We start from the raw sequence: 18,069 nt of genomic DNA, 5'->3' as shown, positions 1-18,069 counted from the left end.
CCAAATGGTTGAATCTGAAGCCCAGGGGCGCCTTCCGGGGATCGCCCCGGTCTCCGTCGTCGATATTGGATCGAATTCCATTCGTCTAGTCGTCTACGAAGGCATGTCCCGTTCGCCAACCGTCCTCTTCAACGAAAAGGTTCTCTGCGGCCTCGGCAGGGGTATTGCCCTTAGCGGCAAGATGGATGAAGACAGCGTCAGTCGGGCTTTGGTGGCGCTGCACCGTTTCAAGGCGCTGTCCGATCAGGCGCGCGCCGCCACCATGTATGTATTGGCGACGGCCGCCGCGCGCGAGGCGAGCAACGGTCCTGATTTCATCCATCAGGCCGAAACCATCCTTGGCCGCAAGGTCCGCGTGCTCTCGGGCGAGGAGGAGGCGAAATTCGCCTCGCTCGGGATCATCAGCGGCTTTTACAATCCCGATGGCATCGCCGGCGATCTCGGCGGCGGCTCGCTGGAGCTGATCGATATCAGGGGCAAGGAAGTCGGCAAGGGCATCACGCTGCCGCTCGGCGGCCTGCGCCTGTCGGAATATGCCGGCGGCTCGCTGTCCAAAGCCCGGACCTTTGCCCGCAAGCAGGTGAAGACGGCAAAGCTGCTGTCGAAAGGCGAGGGGCGCACCTTCTACGCCGTCGGCGGCACCTGGCGAAATATCGCCAAGCTGCACATGGAGCTCACCAACTATCCGCTGCACATGATGCAGGGCTATGAGGTCTCGCTCGAAGCGATGATGCTGTTCCTCGAACAGGTGGTCAGCGCGCGCGATTCCAAGGAGCCGGCGCTGCAGGCGGTGTCGAAGCACCGCCGTTCGCTGCTGCCCTTCGGCGCCGTCGCCATGAAGGAAGTGCTGAGCGCGATGAAGCCGTCGGTGATTTCCTTCTCGGCGCAGGGTGTGCGTGAGGGATATCTCTATTCGCTGCTGTCGGAGGGCGAACGTCGCCTCGATCCGCTGCTTGCCGCTGCCGGCGAACTGGCAATCCTGCGTGCGCGTTCGCCGGAGCATGCCCGCGAACTGGCGGAATGGACCGGCCGCATGATGCCTCTCTTCGGCGTCCAGGAAACGCAAGAGGAAAGCCGCTACCGTCAGGCCGCCTGTCTGCTTGCCGATATCAGCTGGCGTGCCCATCCCGACTATCGCGGCCTGCAGGCGTTGAACGTCATCGCCCACTCTTCCTTCGTCGGCATCAGCCATCCCGGCCGCGCCTTCATCGCGCTCAGCAACTATTACCGTTTCGAAGGGCTACACGACGACGGCGCAACAGGCCCGTTGGCGCAGATCGCCACACCCCAGTTCATCGAGCGCGCCAAGCTGCTCGGCGGCATGCTGCGCGTCGTCTACCTCTTCTCGGCCTCGATGCCCGGAATCGTCAAGAACCTGACCTTCCGCAAGTCGTCGAGCTCGGACATCGACCTCGAATTCGTAGTACCCCCGGAATATCGCGATTTCGCCGGCGAACGCCTGGACGGTCGCCTGCAGCAGTTGTCGAAGCTGACGAACAAACGGCTGGCGTTTCTGTTCGAGTAGGGGCAGTGCAACGGTCGTTGTGCCGTGGCCGCCCCCTCTGGCCTGTCGGCCATCTCCCCACTGGCGGGGAGATCGGCTGGGCGCACTGGGTTCCCAAAACAATTGCCGTTGCAGCGCGACGAAACTGTAGATGAGCAGGAAGCGTGGGCCACTTGTAATCTCCCCACCTGTTGTAAAGCCTGTGGGGGAGATGCCCGGCAGGGCAGAGGGGGCGGCGCTGCACACCATCAGATGCATCACTTACCAAACAAAAGGGCGGCGCTCACGCACCGCCCCTCCATCTCCCATCAAACCCAAATTACTTCGCGTTCAAAAACTCACCAACCTCAAGCAGGCTGAACTCATTATTATCGGCCTTGTCGACGGCGCGGCCGGCTGAGAAGGGCAGGTTGTTGTCGTTGCCGATGATGATGTGGGTGGCGTCGACGCGGTCGACGTTTTCGATCGTCACGAACGGCATGTCGTAGACGCCATCCTTGCTGCCGGCCTTCTTCTTGTTGTCGGGGTCCTGAATATTCAGGAGGTCGATATAGCCGATCTTGCGGACGGCCTTGCCAACATTGGCGTCGTTGAACTCGATCTTGTAGACACGCTTCAGCTCGGCCGGGGCTTCGAAGCAATCCGGCTTTGGCTGCTTCGGGTCGGCGCAGGCCTCGTCCTTGGTGCCGGCGCCGCTGTCGCGCTCGATGACGAGAGCGGTGCTGTCGTCGAGCATGTTGAAGTCGCCGATCGACACGCCCTTGTCTTCGAACGGATAGAGCCAGTTGCGGCCGGTCCACTTCTTGGCGGCGACGTCGAACTCGATCACGCGGACGGCGGTGTGGCCATCGGCCGTTTCCATCTGGCCGTCATCCTTGTAGATGGCGCCTTCGAGCAGGCCGTAGAGCTTGGAGCCATCCCTAGACATGGCGAGGCCCTCGAAACCGCCGGAGCGCTTCAGGTTGAAGACCGGCATCTTCGCGGTCGGGTTGCCCGGAAGCTGGATCAGCGGATTGTCGGGCGAAAGCACCGGCTTGCCGTCGAGCGTCGTCGCGATGACGTCGGTGAGGCGGCCTGCCGTGTCGAACTTCAGGATATAAGGACCGAATTCGTCGCCGAGCCAGAAACCGTCGGCAACCGGCTGGATCGATTCGATGTCGAAGTCGGCGCCGGTGAGATAACGCGTGTCGGTGCCTTCGAGCACGATCGGGAAGGGGGCGATCTTGTTGGGATCGGAGAGGAAGAGGTTCTTGACGACGTCAGCCTTGTTGGTCGCCCAGTCGAATTTCATCTGGTGCAGGAAGAGCATGGAGTCGGAGGAATTGGCCTTCGAGCCGAAGCCGTTGTCCGTGAGCGTCCAGAAGGTGCCGTCGGCCATCGTCTTGATGCCCGAGAAGCCTTGGATCGCTTGACCGTCGAAGGGAAGCTTCAAGTCGGTGACGCGTGCGCCATCCTTGCCGGGCACCGTGCCGAGCGCCTCGGTGCGCTTGCGGTCCGCCGTCGTGAACTTGCCGGAATGCTTGAGGAACTCAGGAGCATCGGCCGGAGCTGGAACCATGGTGTTGGCAGGAAGGATCGCCTGGCCGGCGAGCTTGGCCGGGAACTGCTGTTGGTCGGCGTAAGCGGAGCCCGCGACCAGAATGAAAAGCGATACGGAAGCAAAAAGAATGGTCTTCATAATATCCCCATGGAACGGATGCGAATGGCTTCCGCTTAGCAGGGCTTCCGTGTCAGCGAATTGACGGTTGGGTGAAGCTTTGGTGACGCGCAGCAGAACGGTCGCTCAGCCGTGCAGAATGACCGCCGGCTTATTCAGCACGGTGACCGCACGCGAAGAAAGCGCCATGACGCCGAGCGCCTGGCCGCGTCCCTTGACGGCATGGGTGCCGAGATCCTCGCAAGCGATGTCGTCGGGAAAGTTCATGCGTCGGGCAAGCTCAGTGGAGATCAGCACCGGCCGGTTCAGAGTGCGGCAGAGCGTCTCCAGCCGGGCGGTGGTGTTCACCGTATCGCCGAAATAGCTGATCTTGTGATGGTCGACGCCGATTTCGGCGGTGATGATCTCGCCGCCGTGAAGAGCGGCCCGCAGCTTCGGTACATGTCCATAGCTTTTCCGCCAGCCGGCGGCATTGGCTTCGATATCGGCGAGGATGTCGAACATACAGCGCACGCAACGCGCATTCTTGACGCCGCGGGCAAGCGGCCAGGTGATGATCGCCGCATCGCCGACATAGTCGTTGATCATGCCCTTGTGGCGCCTGACCGGCTCGGCGAAGGTCGCAAACAGCGAGCTCAGCAGCTGCTGCGCGCGGAGGTCGCCATGCTTTTCGGCAAAAGCAGTCGAATCGACCAGATCGATGAAGAGGAATACACGCTCTTCCCTGACCGGATTGCGATAGCGGCTGACCAGCATGCTGAGGAATACCTCGCGGCCGAGCAGTTCCCGCACGCGCAGGATGAAGATCAGCGCCGAGCAGACGGCAAGCGCATAGAGGAAGACCTCGTAGGGCATGATGACGAGATCGAGGAACGACGTCGGCTTCACGATGCCGACTGCCGAGAGCAGCAGTGCGGCGCAGGCAAAGCCGAGGCTCATCAGGATTTCGTAGATCACCAGTTCGCTGATGATGAAGGCGAAGGTCGGCAGCCTCTGGATACGTCTGTACATCCCGCGGAACAGCGCCTTGCGCTCGAAGGCGACGATCGGCATGCCGATGAACAGCGCGAAGATTGCGCCGACAACGGGCGTCTGATTGGAGTAGAACATCAGATCATAGACGACGCCGCTGGCGGCCAGAACGATCGTGATCAGGATCCAGTTCTGCGTCGGAGATATTTCCCGCATGCCGTCCTTCGCCAAATAATGGTTCTTCCAGCCATTGTTTCAGCTGGGAAAAAAGCGTCAAGCGAATTCGATGCGGTCTTACAGCGCCGCGCGTCAGACAGACGTGCGGAGCTGTAACACTTTGAAATCACGCTAGAGGCTGATGGTCTCGACCTTCCGGTCGACGAAGCGCAGAGCGATCTCACCCTGGATTAGTTGCAGCGCCGGCTCGCCGAAAAGATTGCGCCGCCAGCCGTGCAGGGCAGAGACTTCGGCCTTCTCGCCTTCGGCGGCGATCCTGTCGAGATCCTCGCTGTTGGCGATCACCTTCGGCGCCACCCCGTGCTTTTCCGAAATCAGTTTCAACAGCACTTTCAGCAGTTCGACGGCAGCAGCGGCCCCTTCGGGCGCCTGCGCCTGGCGCGGCACATGTGGCATATCGGCCTTCGGAAGAGCGAGTGCTGTGTTGACGGCCTCGATGACGGCGGCGCCGGAGGTCGAGCGCTCCCAGCCTTTCGGAATGGTACGCAACCGGCCAAGCGCCTCGGTATCCTTGGGCTGCTGCTGGGCGATCTCGTAGATCGCATCATCCTTCAGCACCCGCGAACGCGGCACATTGCGCGCCCGCGCCTCGCGTTCGCGCCAAGCGGCAACATATTTCAGGATCGCCAGTTCCTGCGGCTTGCGCAATCGCATCTTCAGCCGCTGCCAGGCATCGTCGGGATGCATGTCGTAGGTTTCGCGCGCCTCGAGAATGTCCATCTCCTCGGAGAGCCAGGAGGTGCGGCCTTCGCGATCGAGTTCCGCCTTCAGCGACAGGTAGACATCGCGCAGATGGGTGACGTCGGCCAGCGCATATTCCAGCTGTTTGTCGGAAAGCGGCCGGCGGCTCCAGTCGGTGAAGCGCGACGACTTGTCGATGTGGACGTTCTTGATCCGGCTGACCAGCTGGTCATAGGAAACGCTGTCGCCGAAACCGCAGACCATGGCGGCGACCTGCGTGTCGAAGATCGGATGCGGAATGAGATTGCCGCGATTGAAGATGATTTCGATATCCTGACGCGCCGCGTGAAAGACCTTCAGCACCTTCGGATCGGCCATCAGCTCGAAGAAGGGGGTGAGGTCGATGCCCTTGGCCAGCGGATCGACGAGAACTTCGGTTGTCGGGCTTGCCATCTGGATCAGGCAAAGCTCCGGCCAGAAGGTCGTCTCGCGCAGGAATTCGGTGTCGATGGTGATGAAGTCGGACTTGGCCAGCTCTTTGCAGGCGGCCGCCAAATCGGCGGTGGTTTCGATCATATCATTTCATTCGCAAGGAAAAGGTCGGTTGAACCTTCCTTCTCCTTTCGCTTCGATATGTCAATACAACAGCATACGCTTCGAGCATTGCTGGGCAAGAATCACGTCGAAACTGAGGCAAGGCCAAGACCGCCGCCGTCGCAACGAGCGCACGCTGCCTCAACTCACCCTGAGATAGCTGGTCATCCCGGTTTTCTGATGCTCGATGATATGGCAATGCAGCAGCCAGTCGCCCGGATTGTCGGCGACGAAGGCGAGCTGCACCTTCTCGTCAGGCTGGATGAGATAGGTATCGGAGACGAGCGGCATCACCTGCCTGGTCGAGGAGATCACCGTGAAGCTCATCCCGTGCAGATGGATCGGATGTGCGTGCGGCGTGGTATTCTCTAGGTTGAAGACATAGCTCTTGCCGAGCTTCAGTTCCGCCAGCGGTGCTGTCGGATCGGGCGTGTCGCCCGGCCACGGCACCTTGTTGATTGCCCAGAAACTGTAGCCGAGCGTGCCGCAGATGCTCTCGACGGCGGTGTTCTCGGCCGTGGCGCTCAGCACCAGCGGGATCTGCTCGGCGGCGGAAAGATCCGCCTTCGCCACCGGATTTTCGGCAAGCGGCCCGAGATCGCCGATATCGCGCTTCAACGATGATCCGACTGCGCGCAGGCTGGCGATCGTCTTCGGCGTGGTGCCGCGTATATCTTCGAGCGTCGCGACAGCGCCTTCGCTGTCCGGTATGCGCACGGCAAGATCGAGCCGCTGACCTGGGCCGATCTGCAGGAGATCGAGCGGAAAACGCTTCGGTACCGGATTGCCGTCGATCGCAATTACGCTCGCAACCGCCCCTTCCATCTTCAGTGAAAAGATCCGCGTCACGTCGGTGACGGCGATGCGCAGCCGCACCAGCCCGCCCGCGGGCGCGTCATATTGCGGCTCCTGCTGCCAGTTGGCGGTGCGCACGGTGCCGTAGGTCCCCGATTTGGCAGCGTCGCGCGGCTTGAAAGCGGCGATGAACTGCCCGTCGCCGCCGAGCCGCCAGTCACGCAGGTTCAGCACTATTTCCGCATCGAATGCTGGATCAGCCGGATCTTCGACGACGATGACGCCGGTCATGCCATGGCCCATCTGCGTCAGCGTGTTGCAATGCGGATGGTACCAAAACGTGCCGGCATCGGGCGGCGAGAAGGCATAGTCGAAGCTGTCGCCGGTATAGATGTAGGGCTGCGTCATGAACGGCACGCCGTCCATGCGGTTGTCGATGCGAAGCCCATGCCAGTGGATCGTCGTCGGCTCGTCGAGTTCGTTTTTCAGCCGCGCCGCATAGGGTCGCCCCTTTTTCATCCGGAGAACCGGCGGCATGCCGTCCTGGCCCCAGCTCATAATGTCCCGGGTCGGTCCCGCCTCGGTCAGCATGGCCTCGGTCTTTACCGCCGTCAGCAGCTGCGGCTCGGGGGCTGCCTCGGCAAGCCCGAATTTACCGGCAATGCCGATACCGACGCCATAGGCGCCCGCGACAGCGGATGCCTTGAGAAGGTTGCGGCGGGTCAGGAGAGGCATGCGGAGGCTCCACAGTGATAATGCCAAATCCTTTTAAAGTTGACCCGCTCCTTCATCAATACGGGAAGTGCGGCCAATCTGCCGCGGCATATGGGGCGCGCCCCCGCCACAAACGGGTGCCAAACGCGCGGGTGGCACGCGCCAAGCCTTGACAAATCGGAGCGTCCATGCGCTTTTCCGCCCGATTTTCTTGTCGGCGCTTGAGGGTTCTTGGAGCCCTTGCTGCCGTCTTAAGCCACATGCCAGGATTTGAGATCATGCATCGCTATCGCAGCCACACATGCGCCGCCCTCCGCAAGACGGATGTCGGCTCGACCGTCCGCATCTCCGGCTGGGTCCACCGGGTCCGCGACCATGGCGGCGTTCTCTTCATCGACCTTCGCGACCATTACGGCATTACCCAGGTCGTCGCCGATCCCGACAGCCCGGCCTTCAAGATGGCGGAGACTGTGCGCGGCGAGTGGGTGATCCGCATCGACGGCCTCGTCAAGGCCCGCACCGACGACACCGTCAACAGGACCATGGCAACCGGCGAAATCGAGCTCTACGCTCAGGAGATCGAAGTGCTCTCCGCCGCCAAGGAATTGCCGCTGCCGGTCTTCGGCGAGCCGGACTATCCGGAAGACGTTCGCCTCAAGTACCGCTTTCTCGATCTTCGCCGCGAAACGCTGCATAAGAACATCGTCAAGCGCACCCAGGTCATCTCGGCGATGCGCCGAGAAATGGGCAATGTCGGCTTCACCGAATATACGACGCCGATCCTGACGGCCTCTTCGCCGGAAGGCGCACGCGACTTCCTCGTACCCTCGCGCATCCATCCCGGTACCTTCTACGCTCTGCCGCAAGCGCCGCAGCAGTATAAGCAGCTGCTGATGGTGGCGGGTTTCGACCGTTACTTCCAGATCGCGCCGTGCTTCCGCGATGAAGACCCGCGCGCCGACCGCCTGCCGGGCGAATTCTACCAGCTCGACCTCGAAATGAGCTTCGTCACCCAGGAGGACGTCTGGGACACGATGGGCCCGCTGATGACAAGCGTGTTCGAGGAGTTTGCCGAAGGCAAGCCGGTCACCAAGGAATGGCCGCGCATCCCCTATGACGAGGCGATCCGCAAATATGGTTCGGACAAGCCGGACCTGCGCAACCCGATCGTCATGGAAGCCGTGACCGAGCATTTCGCCGGCTCCGGCTTCAAGGTCTTCGCCGGCATGATCGCCTCGAACCCGAAGGTTCAGATCTGGGCGATCCCGGCCAAGACCGGCGGCTCGCGCGCCTTCTGCGACCGCATGAACGCCTGGGCGCAGAGCCAGGGCCAGCCCGGCCTCGGCTACATCTTCTGGCGCAGCGAGAACGACAAACTCGAAGGTGCCGGCCCGCTTGCCAAGAACATCGGCGAGGAGCGCACCGACGCCATCCGCACCCAGCTCGGTCTCGGCGATGGCGATGCCTGCTTCTTCGTCGCCGGCGAGCCGGAAAAGTTCTACAAGTTTGCCGGCGAGGCTCGCACCAAGGCTGGCGAGGAGCTGAACCTCGTCGACTGCGACCGCTTCGAACTGTGCTGGATCGTTGATTTCCCCTTCTTCGAATGGAGCGAGGAAGACAAGAAGGTCGATTTCGCCCACAATCCGTTCTCGATGCCGCAGGGCGGCCTAGACGCACTGCAGAACCAGGATCCGTTGACGATCAAGGCTTTCCAGTATGACGCCGTCTGCAACGGCTTCGAAATCGCCTCGGGCTCGATCCGTAACCAGTCGCCGGAAACCATGGTCGCCGCCTTCGAGAAGGTGGGCCTCAGCCAACAGGATGTCGAAGACCGATTCGGCGGCCTCTACCGCGCCTTCCAGTACGGCGCACCGCCGCATGGTGGTGCTGCCTTCGGTATCGACCGCGTTGTCATGCTGCTCGTCGGCGCGAAGAACCTGCGCGAGATCTCGCTGTTCCCGATGAACCAGCAGGCCCAGGATCTGTTGATGGGCGCGCCGAGCCCGGCAGCGCCGACACAGCTGCGTGAACTCTCGATCCGGCCGATCCCGCCGGTCAAGAAGGACTGAGGATCGTCTGATCCCCAATGCAAATGCCCGGCGACCGATGTCGTCGGGCTTTTTGCTGTCGTTCACAATGCCGCGTAGATCGCCTCGCGTAGATCGACCGTGAACTTGCCCCACATGCCCTCCAGCGTCGTGTTCGTCAGCGCAACGACGGTCAGCCCGTTGACCGGGTCGATGAACCAGCTGTGGCCATAGACGCCGCCCCATTTCAGCGTGCCCTTGGGGAAGGGGACGCCCGCCTCGGCCGGATCGGTGATGACAGACCAGCCGAAGCCAAAGCCGGAGCCGGGTTCGTGCTGCTGGCGGTGCCCGCCGGCCTGGTCCGTCATCATTATCCGTACGGTTTCCGTCGATAGCAGCGGCGCGCCACCGCTACGGATGGTTTCGAGTACGGAAAGCACGTCAGCCGCCGTTCCCGCCATGCCGGCGCCCCCGGAATGATAGGAAGCGGGGTCGAAGATGCGGTTCGGCGCGAAACGGATGGGACCCATCTGCGACATCACCAGCGCATTCTCGCCCATCAGCGCCGGTTCCGGCGAAGCGTCCATATAGGCCGCCGCAAGCCGGTTGCGGTGACGAACCGAAAATGCGGTGCCGGCAAGCCCAAGCGGTCTCGTCACCAGTTCGGCAACGGCCCCACCCAACGGCATGCCGGTTTCCGCCTCGATGATGCCGCCGACAACATCCATGGCAAGGGAATACTGCCAGTCGCTGCCCGGCGCGAAACGCAGCGGCACGCTGGCGATCCGCCGCAGATTTTCGGCGAGCGGCAGTCCCGGTTGATCGAGGCCGTCGGAAATGCCGGCGCTGATATAGGGGCCGCCGTCCTCTTCGGAGAAGCCGTAGCCGAGGCCTGATGTGTGGGTCAGCAGGTGGCGGATGCGAATGGTTGCTTCGCTGCCGTCGGGCAGCCTCGGGCGGAACTCCGGCAGCCATCGGGTCACCGGGTCGTCGAGCCCGATTCTCGCCTGCTCGACGAGCCGCATCGCAGCGATGGTGACGATTGGTTTGGTGATGGAGGCTAGCCTGAAAATCGTGTCCTCGCCCATCGCCAAATCGTTTTCGCGGTCGGCGAGGCCGGCTGCGCGGCGATGGATGATCTCTCCGTCGCGGGCGACGAATACGACCGTCCCGACCAGCCGCTTTTCGTCGAGCGCGTCTGCTATTGCCGTATCGACGGCAGCCGAAAGCAAGGTATTCCTGTCGGCATTCGCCGTTTCGAGGGGAAGACTCATCAGATCAAACCTTCTATAATCACAATGACCATTCCTGAATTAGACAAGTGGAGCGGAATTTCTAGAGTGATCGTTGTGAAAAATAGTGCAGACATGAAAAATCCTACCGCCCGCCGCCGCGGTCGCCCTCCCGCCTTCGACCGTGAGACGGTTCTTTCAGCCGCCCGCGAGACCTTCTGGGCGCACGGATACGAGGGCGCCTCGATTGCCGATCTGACGGCGGCCATGGGCATCACGCCGCAAAGCCTCTATGCCGCCTTCAACTCGAAGGCCGATCTCTATCGTGCGGCGCTGGAGCAATATCGGGCGCTGGGCGCCGAAACCTCTTCCGCGCTCGGCGAGCCGATCGATACCGTCTCCGCCTTCGAGCGGATCTTGCGGGGCTCGGCCGCAAGGTTTTCGGCGCCGGAACATCCGAAAGGCTGCATGATCTCGACGGCTGTGCTGAACTGCGCCAGCGAGAACGATCTGATCGCCGACCACGTGGCGGCGCTGCGTCGTCGGTCGCTGGAGGCCTATGCGGCAAGGATCGAGCGCGGCATTCGCGAGGGCGACATCAGCGCCGAGGCGAAGCCTCGCGCACTTGCGCGGTTCCTCGGCGCTATCGTCCAGGGCATGTCGGTGCAGGCGAGGGACGGCGCATCGCTTGAGGAATTGCTGGAGATCGCAAGTCTCGCCATTGCCGAACTCGCCCGCCACCGCGCCTGAAAACGATAAGGCCCGACAGATCGTGACTGACACCAGCTATTGGGGTCAGTCACGCACTGCCGGGCCTTTCGTCATCAGATCGATGCGATCAGTCGTTGGCCGAAACCTTGACGCCGAGCACCTGCGGCAGCGTATTCGGAGCGCCCATGGCGGCACCGACGATCGTCGGGAACGGCACCGGCTTTTCAGGAGCGGCCTTGACAGTCAGGCTCTTCGGATCGTCGAGGAAGGTATTGACCGCTGCCGAAACGGCATTCTGCAGTTCCGGGATATTGAGCTGCGCCAGCATGATCGGCGTCATCGCCTTCAGCGAATCCGCCATCTGCTTGCCCGACATGTTCTGCTGCGAGCCGGCATAATCCAGCGCACGCTTGGTGATCGAGGCATCTTCGAAACGCACCTGCGCGGCCTCGAAGGAAAGCTGCTGCATCAGGCCGAGCATGGCGAGGCCCAGCGCCTGCTGCGACTGGTCCTTGTTCGCACCAGCTTCGGATTCCTTCATCGCATCCTGCATCGATTTCATGAAGGCCATCGTATAGCCCGAGATCTTGAAGCCGAGGTTCAGCTTGCCGACGTTGGTGACGTCGAAGGCGAATTCCGAAACGTCGATCGTGCCGGGGGCGAGTTCCCAGGCGCCCTTCATGGTGATGTCGCCCTGGACGTGTTGCAGGGCGAGCTTCTCGATCGCATCCTTGCTCTGCGCATCCTCGGTCTTGGTGAGATCGGCCTTCATGCTTTTGAAGGCGCCGTCGAAATCGAAGCCGGATTCGTCTTCGCGCAGCGTCAGGTTCATGTTGGTTTCGAGCAGCGAGAACACTTCCGCCCCGTCCTTGACCACCTTCACCGGGCCGGTGTGGGCGGTTTCATAGAGCATCATCGTGTCGAGCGTGTCGCCGCCCGCCGTTGCCGGCACGGAGATGCCGCCGAGCGTCAGCTCCTGCGCCGTCACGGTAACGCCGTCTCCCGTCTTGTTGATGTCGGGGAAGGCCGCTTCTTCGATGTAATAGCCGCCATCCTCGTCTTCTTCGACGCCGGAAAGGGTGATTTCGCCGATCGGCAGGCTTTCGCCACCGGTCGGCTTGACGGTGACATTCTTCAACGTCACGGTCGTGCCGTCGATATCGACGGCCTCAGCGGCAATCGTCCCGCCCTGGGCGGCATAGGCGGCATTGATCTTTTTCAGCAGATCGGTGCCATCGAGAGCGAAAGCCGAGCCGGCGAGCGAGAAAATGGCGGCGCCCGACAGCATCAGCCGCGTTGTCCGGTAAAAGTTCATGGGGTGATTCCTCTGGTGGCGTGATGGCGGTTGGAAATCTGCAGTTACGCTACTACGGATTGGGCCTGCTTTATATTTGCGGACTTCTAAATTTCCGTTGAAAGGAACGGCAAACGAAATCCGAATTGCGGCGGAACGTTTGTCTCATCCTTTGATGTCGGTGCCAAGACTTCATCCACAGCTGCTATGACCTGGATTCCTTGCCCAGCAGCCTCTTCTGGGCTAGTCAGAACCTATGGGACAAGAGATTTTGCCGCCTTCCGGCGGAGACGACGATCACATCCAACCGGTCGACCTCAAGGCGGCGCTCGAGCAGCGCTATCTCGCCTATGCGCTGTCGACCATCATGCACCGCGCCCTGCCTGACGTGCGCGACGGTCTGAAGCCCGTTCACCGCCGCATCGTCTATGCGATGAACGAGATGGGCTTGCGGCCGACTTCGGCCTTCAGGAAATGCGCCAAGATCGTCGGCGAGGTGATGGGTAACTACCATCCGCACGGCGACCAATCGATCTACGACGCGCTTGCTCGTCTCGCCCAGGATTTCTCGCAGCGCTACACGCTGGTCAACGGCCAGGGCAATTTCGGCAATATCGATGGCGACAGTCCAGCCGCCATGCGTTACACTGAATCGAAGATGACGGCGGTCTCCGAACTGCTGCTCGAAGGCATCGATCAGGATGCCGTCGATTTCCGCGATACCTACGATGAGTCGAATTCCGAGCCGGTCGTCCTTCCCGGCGCCTTCCCGAACCTGCTCGCCAACGGTTCCTCCGGCATCGCCGTCGGCATGGCGACCTCGATCCCGTCGCACAATGCCCACGAACTTTGCGACGCCGCACTGCATCTGATCAAACATCCCGATGCGACCGTCGAAAAGCTCGTCGAATTCATTCCCGGCCCGGACTTCCCGACCGGTGGCATCATCATCGACAGCCGCGACAGCATCATCGAGAGTTACCGCACCGGCCGCGGCGGTTTCCGCGTACGGGCGAAATGGCAGACGGAAGATCTCGGCCGAGGTGGCTACCAGATCGTCATCACCGAAATTCCCTTCCAGGTGCAGAAATCGCGGCTGATCGAGAAGATCGCCGAACTGCTGATCGCCCGCAAGCTGCCGCTGCTGGAAGATATCCGCGACGAATCGGCCGAGGACATCCGTGTCGTCCTGGTGCCGAAGACCCGTAGCGTCGATCCGACGATCCTGATGGAATCGATGTTCAAGCTGACGGAGTTGGAAAGCCGCTTCCCGCTCAACATGAACGTGCTGTCCATGGGCCGCATCCCGCGGGTCATGGCGCTGAACGAAGTGCTGAAGGAGTGGTTGGATCACCGCCGCGAGGTCCTGCAGCGCCGCTCGCGCTTCCGCCTGGCGGCGATCGACAGGCGCCTCGAAATCCTCGGCGGCCTTCTGATCGCCTATCTCAACATCGACGAGGTGATCAAGATCATCCGCGAGGAGGATGAGCCGAAGCCGGTGATGATGGCGCGCTGGGATCTCAGCGACATTCAGGTCGAGGCGATCCTCAACATGCGGCTGCGCGCCTTGCGCAAGCTCGAGGAGTTCGAGATCCGCAAGGAATTCGACGAACTCACCAAGGAAAAGGGTGAGATCGAGGCGCTGCTTGCCTCCGACGACAAGCAATGGCAGACGGTCGCCTGGGAAATCGGCGAAGTGAAGAAGAAATTCGCCAAGGCGACCGAGGTCGGTCGCCGCCGTACCCAGTTTGCCGACGCACCCGAAACCGACGAGGAAGCAATCCAGCAGGCGATGATCGAGAAGGAACCGATCACCGTCGTCATTTCCGAAAAGGGCTGGATCCGCGCGCTGAAGGGCCATATCGCCGATACGGCGACGCTGACCTTCAAGGAAGGCGACGGCTTGAAGCTGGCCTTCCCGGCGCAGACGACGGACAAGATCCTGATCGTCACCACAGGCGGCAAGGCCTTTACGCTCGGCGGTGACAAGCTGCCGGGCGGTCGCGGTCACGGCGAGCCGCTGCGCATCATCATCGACATGGACAACGACCAGGCGGTGCTGACCGCTTTCGTTCACGATCCCTCGCGCAAGCGGCTGATCGTCTCCACAGCCGGCAACGGCTTCGTCGTTCCGGAGGCCGAGCTGGTCGCCAATACCCGCAAGGGCAAGCAGATCATGAACGTCGCGCTGCCCGAGGAAACGCAGCTGCTCGTGCCCGTCGGCGGCGATCATGTCGCCGTCGTCGGCGAAAACCGCAAGCTGCTGGTCTTTCCGCTGGCGCAGGTGCCGGAAATGTCGCGCGGCAAGGGCGTGCGTCTGCAACGCTACAAGGATGGCGGCATTTCCGACGTCCGCTGCTTCGCGATATCAACCGGCCTCGTTTGGGAAGACAGCGCCGGCCGCACCTTCACGAAGAACAAGGACGAGCTTGCCGAATGGCTGTCCGACCGCGCCACCGCCGGCCGCACCGTGCCGAAGGGTTTTCCGCGCAGCGGTAAATTTGCCGGCTGAGGCGAGACGTTTTGGCTGTAACGCTTTGATTTTCTGCATAATTCTTTAGATCAGTACCGATTAGAGGAATTATATTTCCGTGCCCGGCTCTTGGCGGGCGTGGCAAATCCTCTATCTAATTCCTGTCAGCAAAAATAGGATAAGGCCGGTTTTCGCAGGCGGGCGAAATGGCCGCGACCCGTGCACTTGAAAAAGTGCGCGCGCCCTTACCGGAGGAAAATCGATGCCCGCCAGCACCATCAAATTGCATGTGAGCCAAACCTACAGCGTGCCGCCGTCTGTGGTGTACGACGCCTGGCTCAACCCCGAAATCGCCCGCCGCTTCCTGTTTGCCACCGACGACGGTCATGTCATCCGCGCCGATATCGATCCGCATGTCGGCGGTCGTTTCTTCGTCGTCGACCGCCGTCCCACAGGCGACGCCTTTCACCAGGGTGTCTTCCTGGAACTGAAGCGCCCGCAACGCATGGTCTTCAGCTTCTCCGTCGAAGAGCATGATCACAATTGCGACCGTGTCGAAATCGACATCGAGCCTCTCGGCGGCGGCAGCCGTCTGACGCTGACCCACGAAATGTGCGCCGAGTGGGCCGAACACGAGGAGAAGACCCGGCGAGGCTGGGCGCATGTGGTCGAAGGGCTGGGCAGGGAGCTGGAACAGCAGCAGATGAAGGCTACGGGTTGAGCGGTACGCTGAAATCCCTGAGGAAGCGGGCAGCACCTTCTTCGTCGATCTCGCCGGTGGCGACGGCAAGCACGAAGGCGTAGAGATTGGCGTCGGTCGTTTCGATCTCGTAGCCGTTTTCGAGAAGGAAAACACCTGCAGTTACGATCGTAATCCGCTTGTTACCGTCTACGAAGGCGTGGTTGCGGGCAAGGCCGAAAAGATAGGCGGCGGCGAGTTCGATGACGTCGTCGCAGCCACAATGCGCCTTGTGCATCGGCCGGTCGAGAGCAGACCCCAGCGCGCCATCGTCACTCAATCCAGCAAGTCCGCCGAAGCGATCGATCTGCATTTTCTGCAGGCTCTCGACCAAGGGCCTCGTCAGGAATTTGAAGGCCATTATTCGGCGAGCTTTTTCAAAGCGACCTTATACTTGTCCATGAAATATCGTGCGGCCTCGAGCTGACGCGACAAATCCTCGTCAGTCGGCTTCAAAGTGATGCCGCCATTTTCAACCTGCATTTCCAGCGAATCACCGGACTTCAATCCAAGCCGGTCGAGAACCTCCTTGGAGATGATAATTCCCTCGGAATTGCCGATCCTACGGATCGTGACGTTCATCGTTTTACCCTCAGTGTAATAACGACGTTATAACATGGAGACAAAGAGACGACTCATCTACTCCGCCGGTTGCGGGATGCTTCTCCGCCGCGCCATCCAGACCGAATGTGCCGCGATCGCCGCCACCAGGATGCCACCACCGACCAGGGTCATGGTTGCCGGGGTTTCCGCAAAGATCAGCCAGACCCAGATCGGTGCGAGCACGGTTTCGAGCAGGTAGAACATGCCGACTTCGGGCGCGGAGAGGTAACGCGGCCCCGTCGCCAGACACCAGAAGGCAAGCGGCATCACGACCGCGCCGTTAAAGAGGATCCAACCGGGATGCTCGATCGAAAAACCGCCGGCCGGCATGACCAAGGCGAGTCCGACCGCCGCCGGCAGCACCGTCGAAAGCAGCGAGGCAAAGCCCATGTCGCGGCGGGAAGCGCGGCTGATGGTGATGGCGGCGGCAATGATGAAGGCGGTCAGCAGCGCCATGATGTCGCCGAACAGATGGCCGCCCGAAAGCCCGTCCCGCACGATCAGGCCGACGCCGAAGATCATCGTCGCCATGGCGATCAGCGTTGCCGGCGCCGGCCGTTCTTTCAGGAAAATCCAGGAAAGAAGGGCGGCGAACATCGGATTGAAGGCGACGATGAACACGACATTGGCCGTCGACGTGTTGAAGACGGCGAGAAGAAAGATCACCGTCGTCAGTCCGTAGAGCAGGCCGGTGACGAGGCCCGGCCAGCCCGGCACGAGCAGCGGCCAGCGCCCGTTCAAGATCCGCAGCACTGCGACGACCAGCAACGTCACACCCAGCGTCGCGATGCTCCTCGCGGCAAGGATCGACCACAGCTCGCCGTCCGCAAGCCGCATCAGCGGAATATCCATGGAAAGCGCCAGCCCGCCGATCGCCGTCAGCAGGAGGCCCTTCCGGTGATCGGAAAGAGCGGTGGAGAACATTCAGTCGTGGGGGCTTTCGGGCATGGATGCGGGATCGAAACGTTCCCAGCCGCGCGGCGTCAGATGTTCCTGCGGCTGGAAGCGTGTCTTGTAGTCCATTTTTCGCGATCCTTGAACCCAGTAGCCGAGATAGACATGCGGTAGGCCGAGCGCCTTCGTGCGCCTGACATGGTCGAGAATCATGAAGGTGCCGAGCGAACGCCGCTCGAGATCGGGATTGAAGTAGGAATAGACCATCGATAGCCCGTCGCTCATCGTGTCGGTAAGAGCGGCGCCAAGCAGCTCGCCCTTCGGCCGCTGCTCCAGTCCGGAGCCTTCTTCACGCTGGCGGTATTCGACGATTCTCGTATTCACATGCGTGTCTTCGACCATGATCGCGTAGTCGAGCACCGTCATGTCTGACATGCCGCCCTGCTGGTGGCGATAATCCAGATAACGCCGGAAAAGCGAATATTGCTCGCTGGAGGGCTGGGCTGTAAATTCGGTGGCGATGACATCGGAGTTGGCGGCAAGCACCCGCTTCATCGATTTTGTTGGCTCGAATTCCTGGGCGAGAATGCGCACGGAAACGCAGGCGCGACAGGATTCGCAGGCCGGGCGGTAGGCGATATTCTGGGAGCGGCGGAAACCGCCCTGCGTCAAGATGTCGTTCATCTCGGCAGCGCGGGGCCCTACCAGATGGGTAAACACCTTACGCTCCATCTCATGCGGCAGATACGGACACGTAGCCGGAGCCGTCAGATAAAACTGCGGAGATGGCGTTGTCTGCGTATTCATCTGTCGCGGAAATTTCCTTTGTCGAGACCGTGCCGTTTCCTGACAGCATGACCTAAGAATAAAAAACGTCAACAGCGGGACGGTTCTCGCCGTTCATATCGGTCTTCTAATTTTAGATATGGAGCGCTCGCGCCC

At 61.4% G+C, this 18,069-nt stretch carries 15 protein-coding genes; 5 read left to right on the top strand and 10 right to left on the bottom strand.

Annotated features, from left to right (window positions below; all coding sequences use genetic code 11):
• The first annotated feature begins 4 nt into the window (after positions 1-4).
• On the top strand, positions 5-1,525 hold the full coding sequence (ppx, locus tag HJB84_RS03165) for an exopolyphosphatase (protein ID WP_221115257.1): 1,521 nt from the start codon (positions 5-7) through the stop codon (positions 1,523-1,525).
• Between the two features lie 298 nt (positions 1,526-1,823).
• On the opposite strand, the gene HJB84_RS03160 is transcribed toward ppx, so the two are convergent.
• The 4 genes from HJB84_RS03160 to HJB84_RS03145 form a co-directional block, all read right to left on the bottom strand.
• Positions 1,824-3,182, bottom strand: a complete 1,359-nt coding sequence (locus tag HJB84_RS03160; protein WP_221115256.1) for an esterase-like activity of phytase family protein — start codon at positions 3,180-3,182, stop codon at positions 1,824-1,826.
• 105 nt (positions 3,183-3,287) lie between these two features.
• Positions 3,288-4,349, bottom strand: coding sequence for an adenylate/guanylate cyclase domain-containing protein (locus tag HJB84_RS03155; protein WP_221115255.1), 1,062 nt, complete (start codon positions 4,347-4,349; stop codon positions 3,288-3,290).
• A 132-nt stretch (positions 4,350-4,481) separates the two neighbouring features.
• Entirely contained in the window at positions 4,482-5,627 is a 1,146-nt protein-coding gene (rnd, locus tag HJB84_RS03150) for a ribonuclease D (protein ID WP_221115254.1), read from the bottom strand.
• Between the two features lie 159 nt (positions 5,628-5,786).
• Positions 5,787-7,175: a multicopper oxidase family protein gene (locus tag HJB84_RS03145; RefSeq protein WP_207583707.1), complete on the bottom strand. Its 1,389-nt coding sequence runs from the start codon at positions 7,173-7,175 to the stop codon at positions 5,787-5,789.
• Positions 7,176-7,432: 257 nt separating this feature from the next.
• Here HJB84_RS03145 and aspS point away from each other — a divergent pair, with 257 nt between their 5' ends.
• Positions 7,433-9,223 (top strand): aspartate--tRNA ligase, encoded by a 1,791-nt coding sequence (gene aspS, locus HJB84_RS03140; RefSeq protein ID WP_221115253.1) that lies wholly within the window; start codon positions 7,433-7,435, stop codon positions 9,221-9,223.
• Between the two features lie 62 nt (positions 9,224-9,285).
• Here aspS and HJB84_RS03135 read toward each other — a convergent pair whose 3' ends face one another.
• Positions 9,286-10,455 (bottom strand): serine hydrolase, encoded by a 1,170-nt coding sequence (locus tag HJB84_RS03135; protein ID WP_221115252.1) that lies wholly within the window; start codon positions 10,453-10,455, stop codon positions 9,286-9,288.
• A gap of 66 nt (positions 10,456-10,521) precedes the next feature.
• Between HJB84_RS03135 and HJB84_RS03130 the strand changes: the two genes are divergently transcribed.
• Complete coding sequence (locus HJB84_RS03130) at positions 10,522-11,163, top strand: TetR/AcrR family transcriptional regulator (RefSeq protein ID WP_207583710.1); 642 nt, start codon at positions 10,522-10,524, stop codon at positions 11,161-11,163.
• Between the two features lie 88 nt (positions 11,164-11,251).
• On the opposite strand, the gene HJB84_RS03125 is transcribed toward HJB84_RS03130, so the two are convergent.
• Positions 11,252-12,439: a hypothetical protein gene (locus HJB84_RS03125; protein WP_221115251.1), complete on the bottom strand. Its 1,188-nt coding sequence runs from the start codon at positions 12,437-12,439 to the stop codon at positions 11,252-11,254.
• 235 nt (positions 12,440-12,674) lie between these two features.
• On the opposite strand from HJB84_RS03125, the gene parC reads away from it, so the two are divergent.
• Both parC and HJB84_RS03115 read left to right on the top strand, forming a co-directional pair.
• Entirely contained in the window at positions 12,675-14,930 is a 2,256-nt protein-coding gene (gene parC, locus HJB84_RS03120; protein ID WP_207583712.1) for a DNA topoisomerase IV subunit A, read from the top strand.
• A gap of 223 nt (positions 14,931-15,153) precedes the next feature.
• The gene (locus HJB84_RS03115) at positions 15,154-15,612 is read left to right on the top strand and encodes an SRPBCC domain-containing protein (RefSeq protein WP_207583713.1); all 459 of its coding nucleotides are present in this window, start codon (positions 15,154-15,156) and stop codon (positions 15,610-15,612) included.
• On the opposite strand, the gene HJB84_RS03110 is transcribed toward HJB84_RS03115, so the two are convergent.
• Genes HJB84_RS03110 through HJB84_RS03095 form a run of 4 tightly spaced genes read right to left on the bottom strand, consistent with a single transcriptional unit; the run spans position 15,602 to position 17,934 of the window.
• Complete coding sequence (locus HJB84_RS03110) at positions 15,602-15,991, bottom strand: type II toxin-antitoxin system death-on-curing family toxin (protein WP_221115250.1); 390 nt, start codon at positions 15,989-15,991, stop codon at positions 15,602-15,604. The two genes, HJB84_RS03115 and HJB84_RS03110, sit on opposite strands and share 11 nt — an antisense overlap.
• Complete coding sequence (locus HJB84_RS03105) at positions 15,991-16,212, bottom strand: AbrB/MazE/SpoVT family DNA-binding domain-containing protein (RefSeq protein WP_221115249.1); 222 nt, start codon at positions 16,210-16,212, stop codon at positions 15,991-15,993. Before HJB84_RS03105 ends, HJB84_RS03110 begins: the two co-directional genes overlap by 1 nt.
• 57 nt (positions 16,213-16,269) lie before the next feature.
• Positions 16,270-17,157 carry a DMT family transporter gene (locus HJB84_RS03100; protein WP_207583716.1) on the bottom strand — a complete coding sequence of 296 codons (888 nt, stop codon included), beginning with the start codon at positions 17,155-17,157 and terminating at the stop codon, positions 16,270-16,272.
• Positions 17,158-17,934 carry an arginyltransferase gene (locus tag HJB84_RS03095; protein WP_207583717.1) on the bottom strand — a complete coding sequence of 259 codons (777 nt, stop codon included), beginning with the start codon at positions 17,932-17,934 and terminating at the stop codon, positions 17,158-17,160.
• Positions 17,935-18,069: the final 135 nt, after the last annotated feature.

Source organism: Rhizobium sp. NZLR1b (genome assembly GCF_019685155.1).
Taxonomy (GTDB): domain Bacteria; phylum Pseudomonadota; class Alphaproteobacteria; order Rhizobiales; family Rhizobiaceae; genus Rhizobium.
This window is presented reverse-complemented; position numbering and strand designations above follow the sequence as displayed.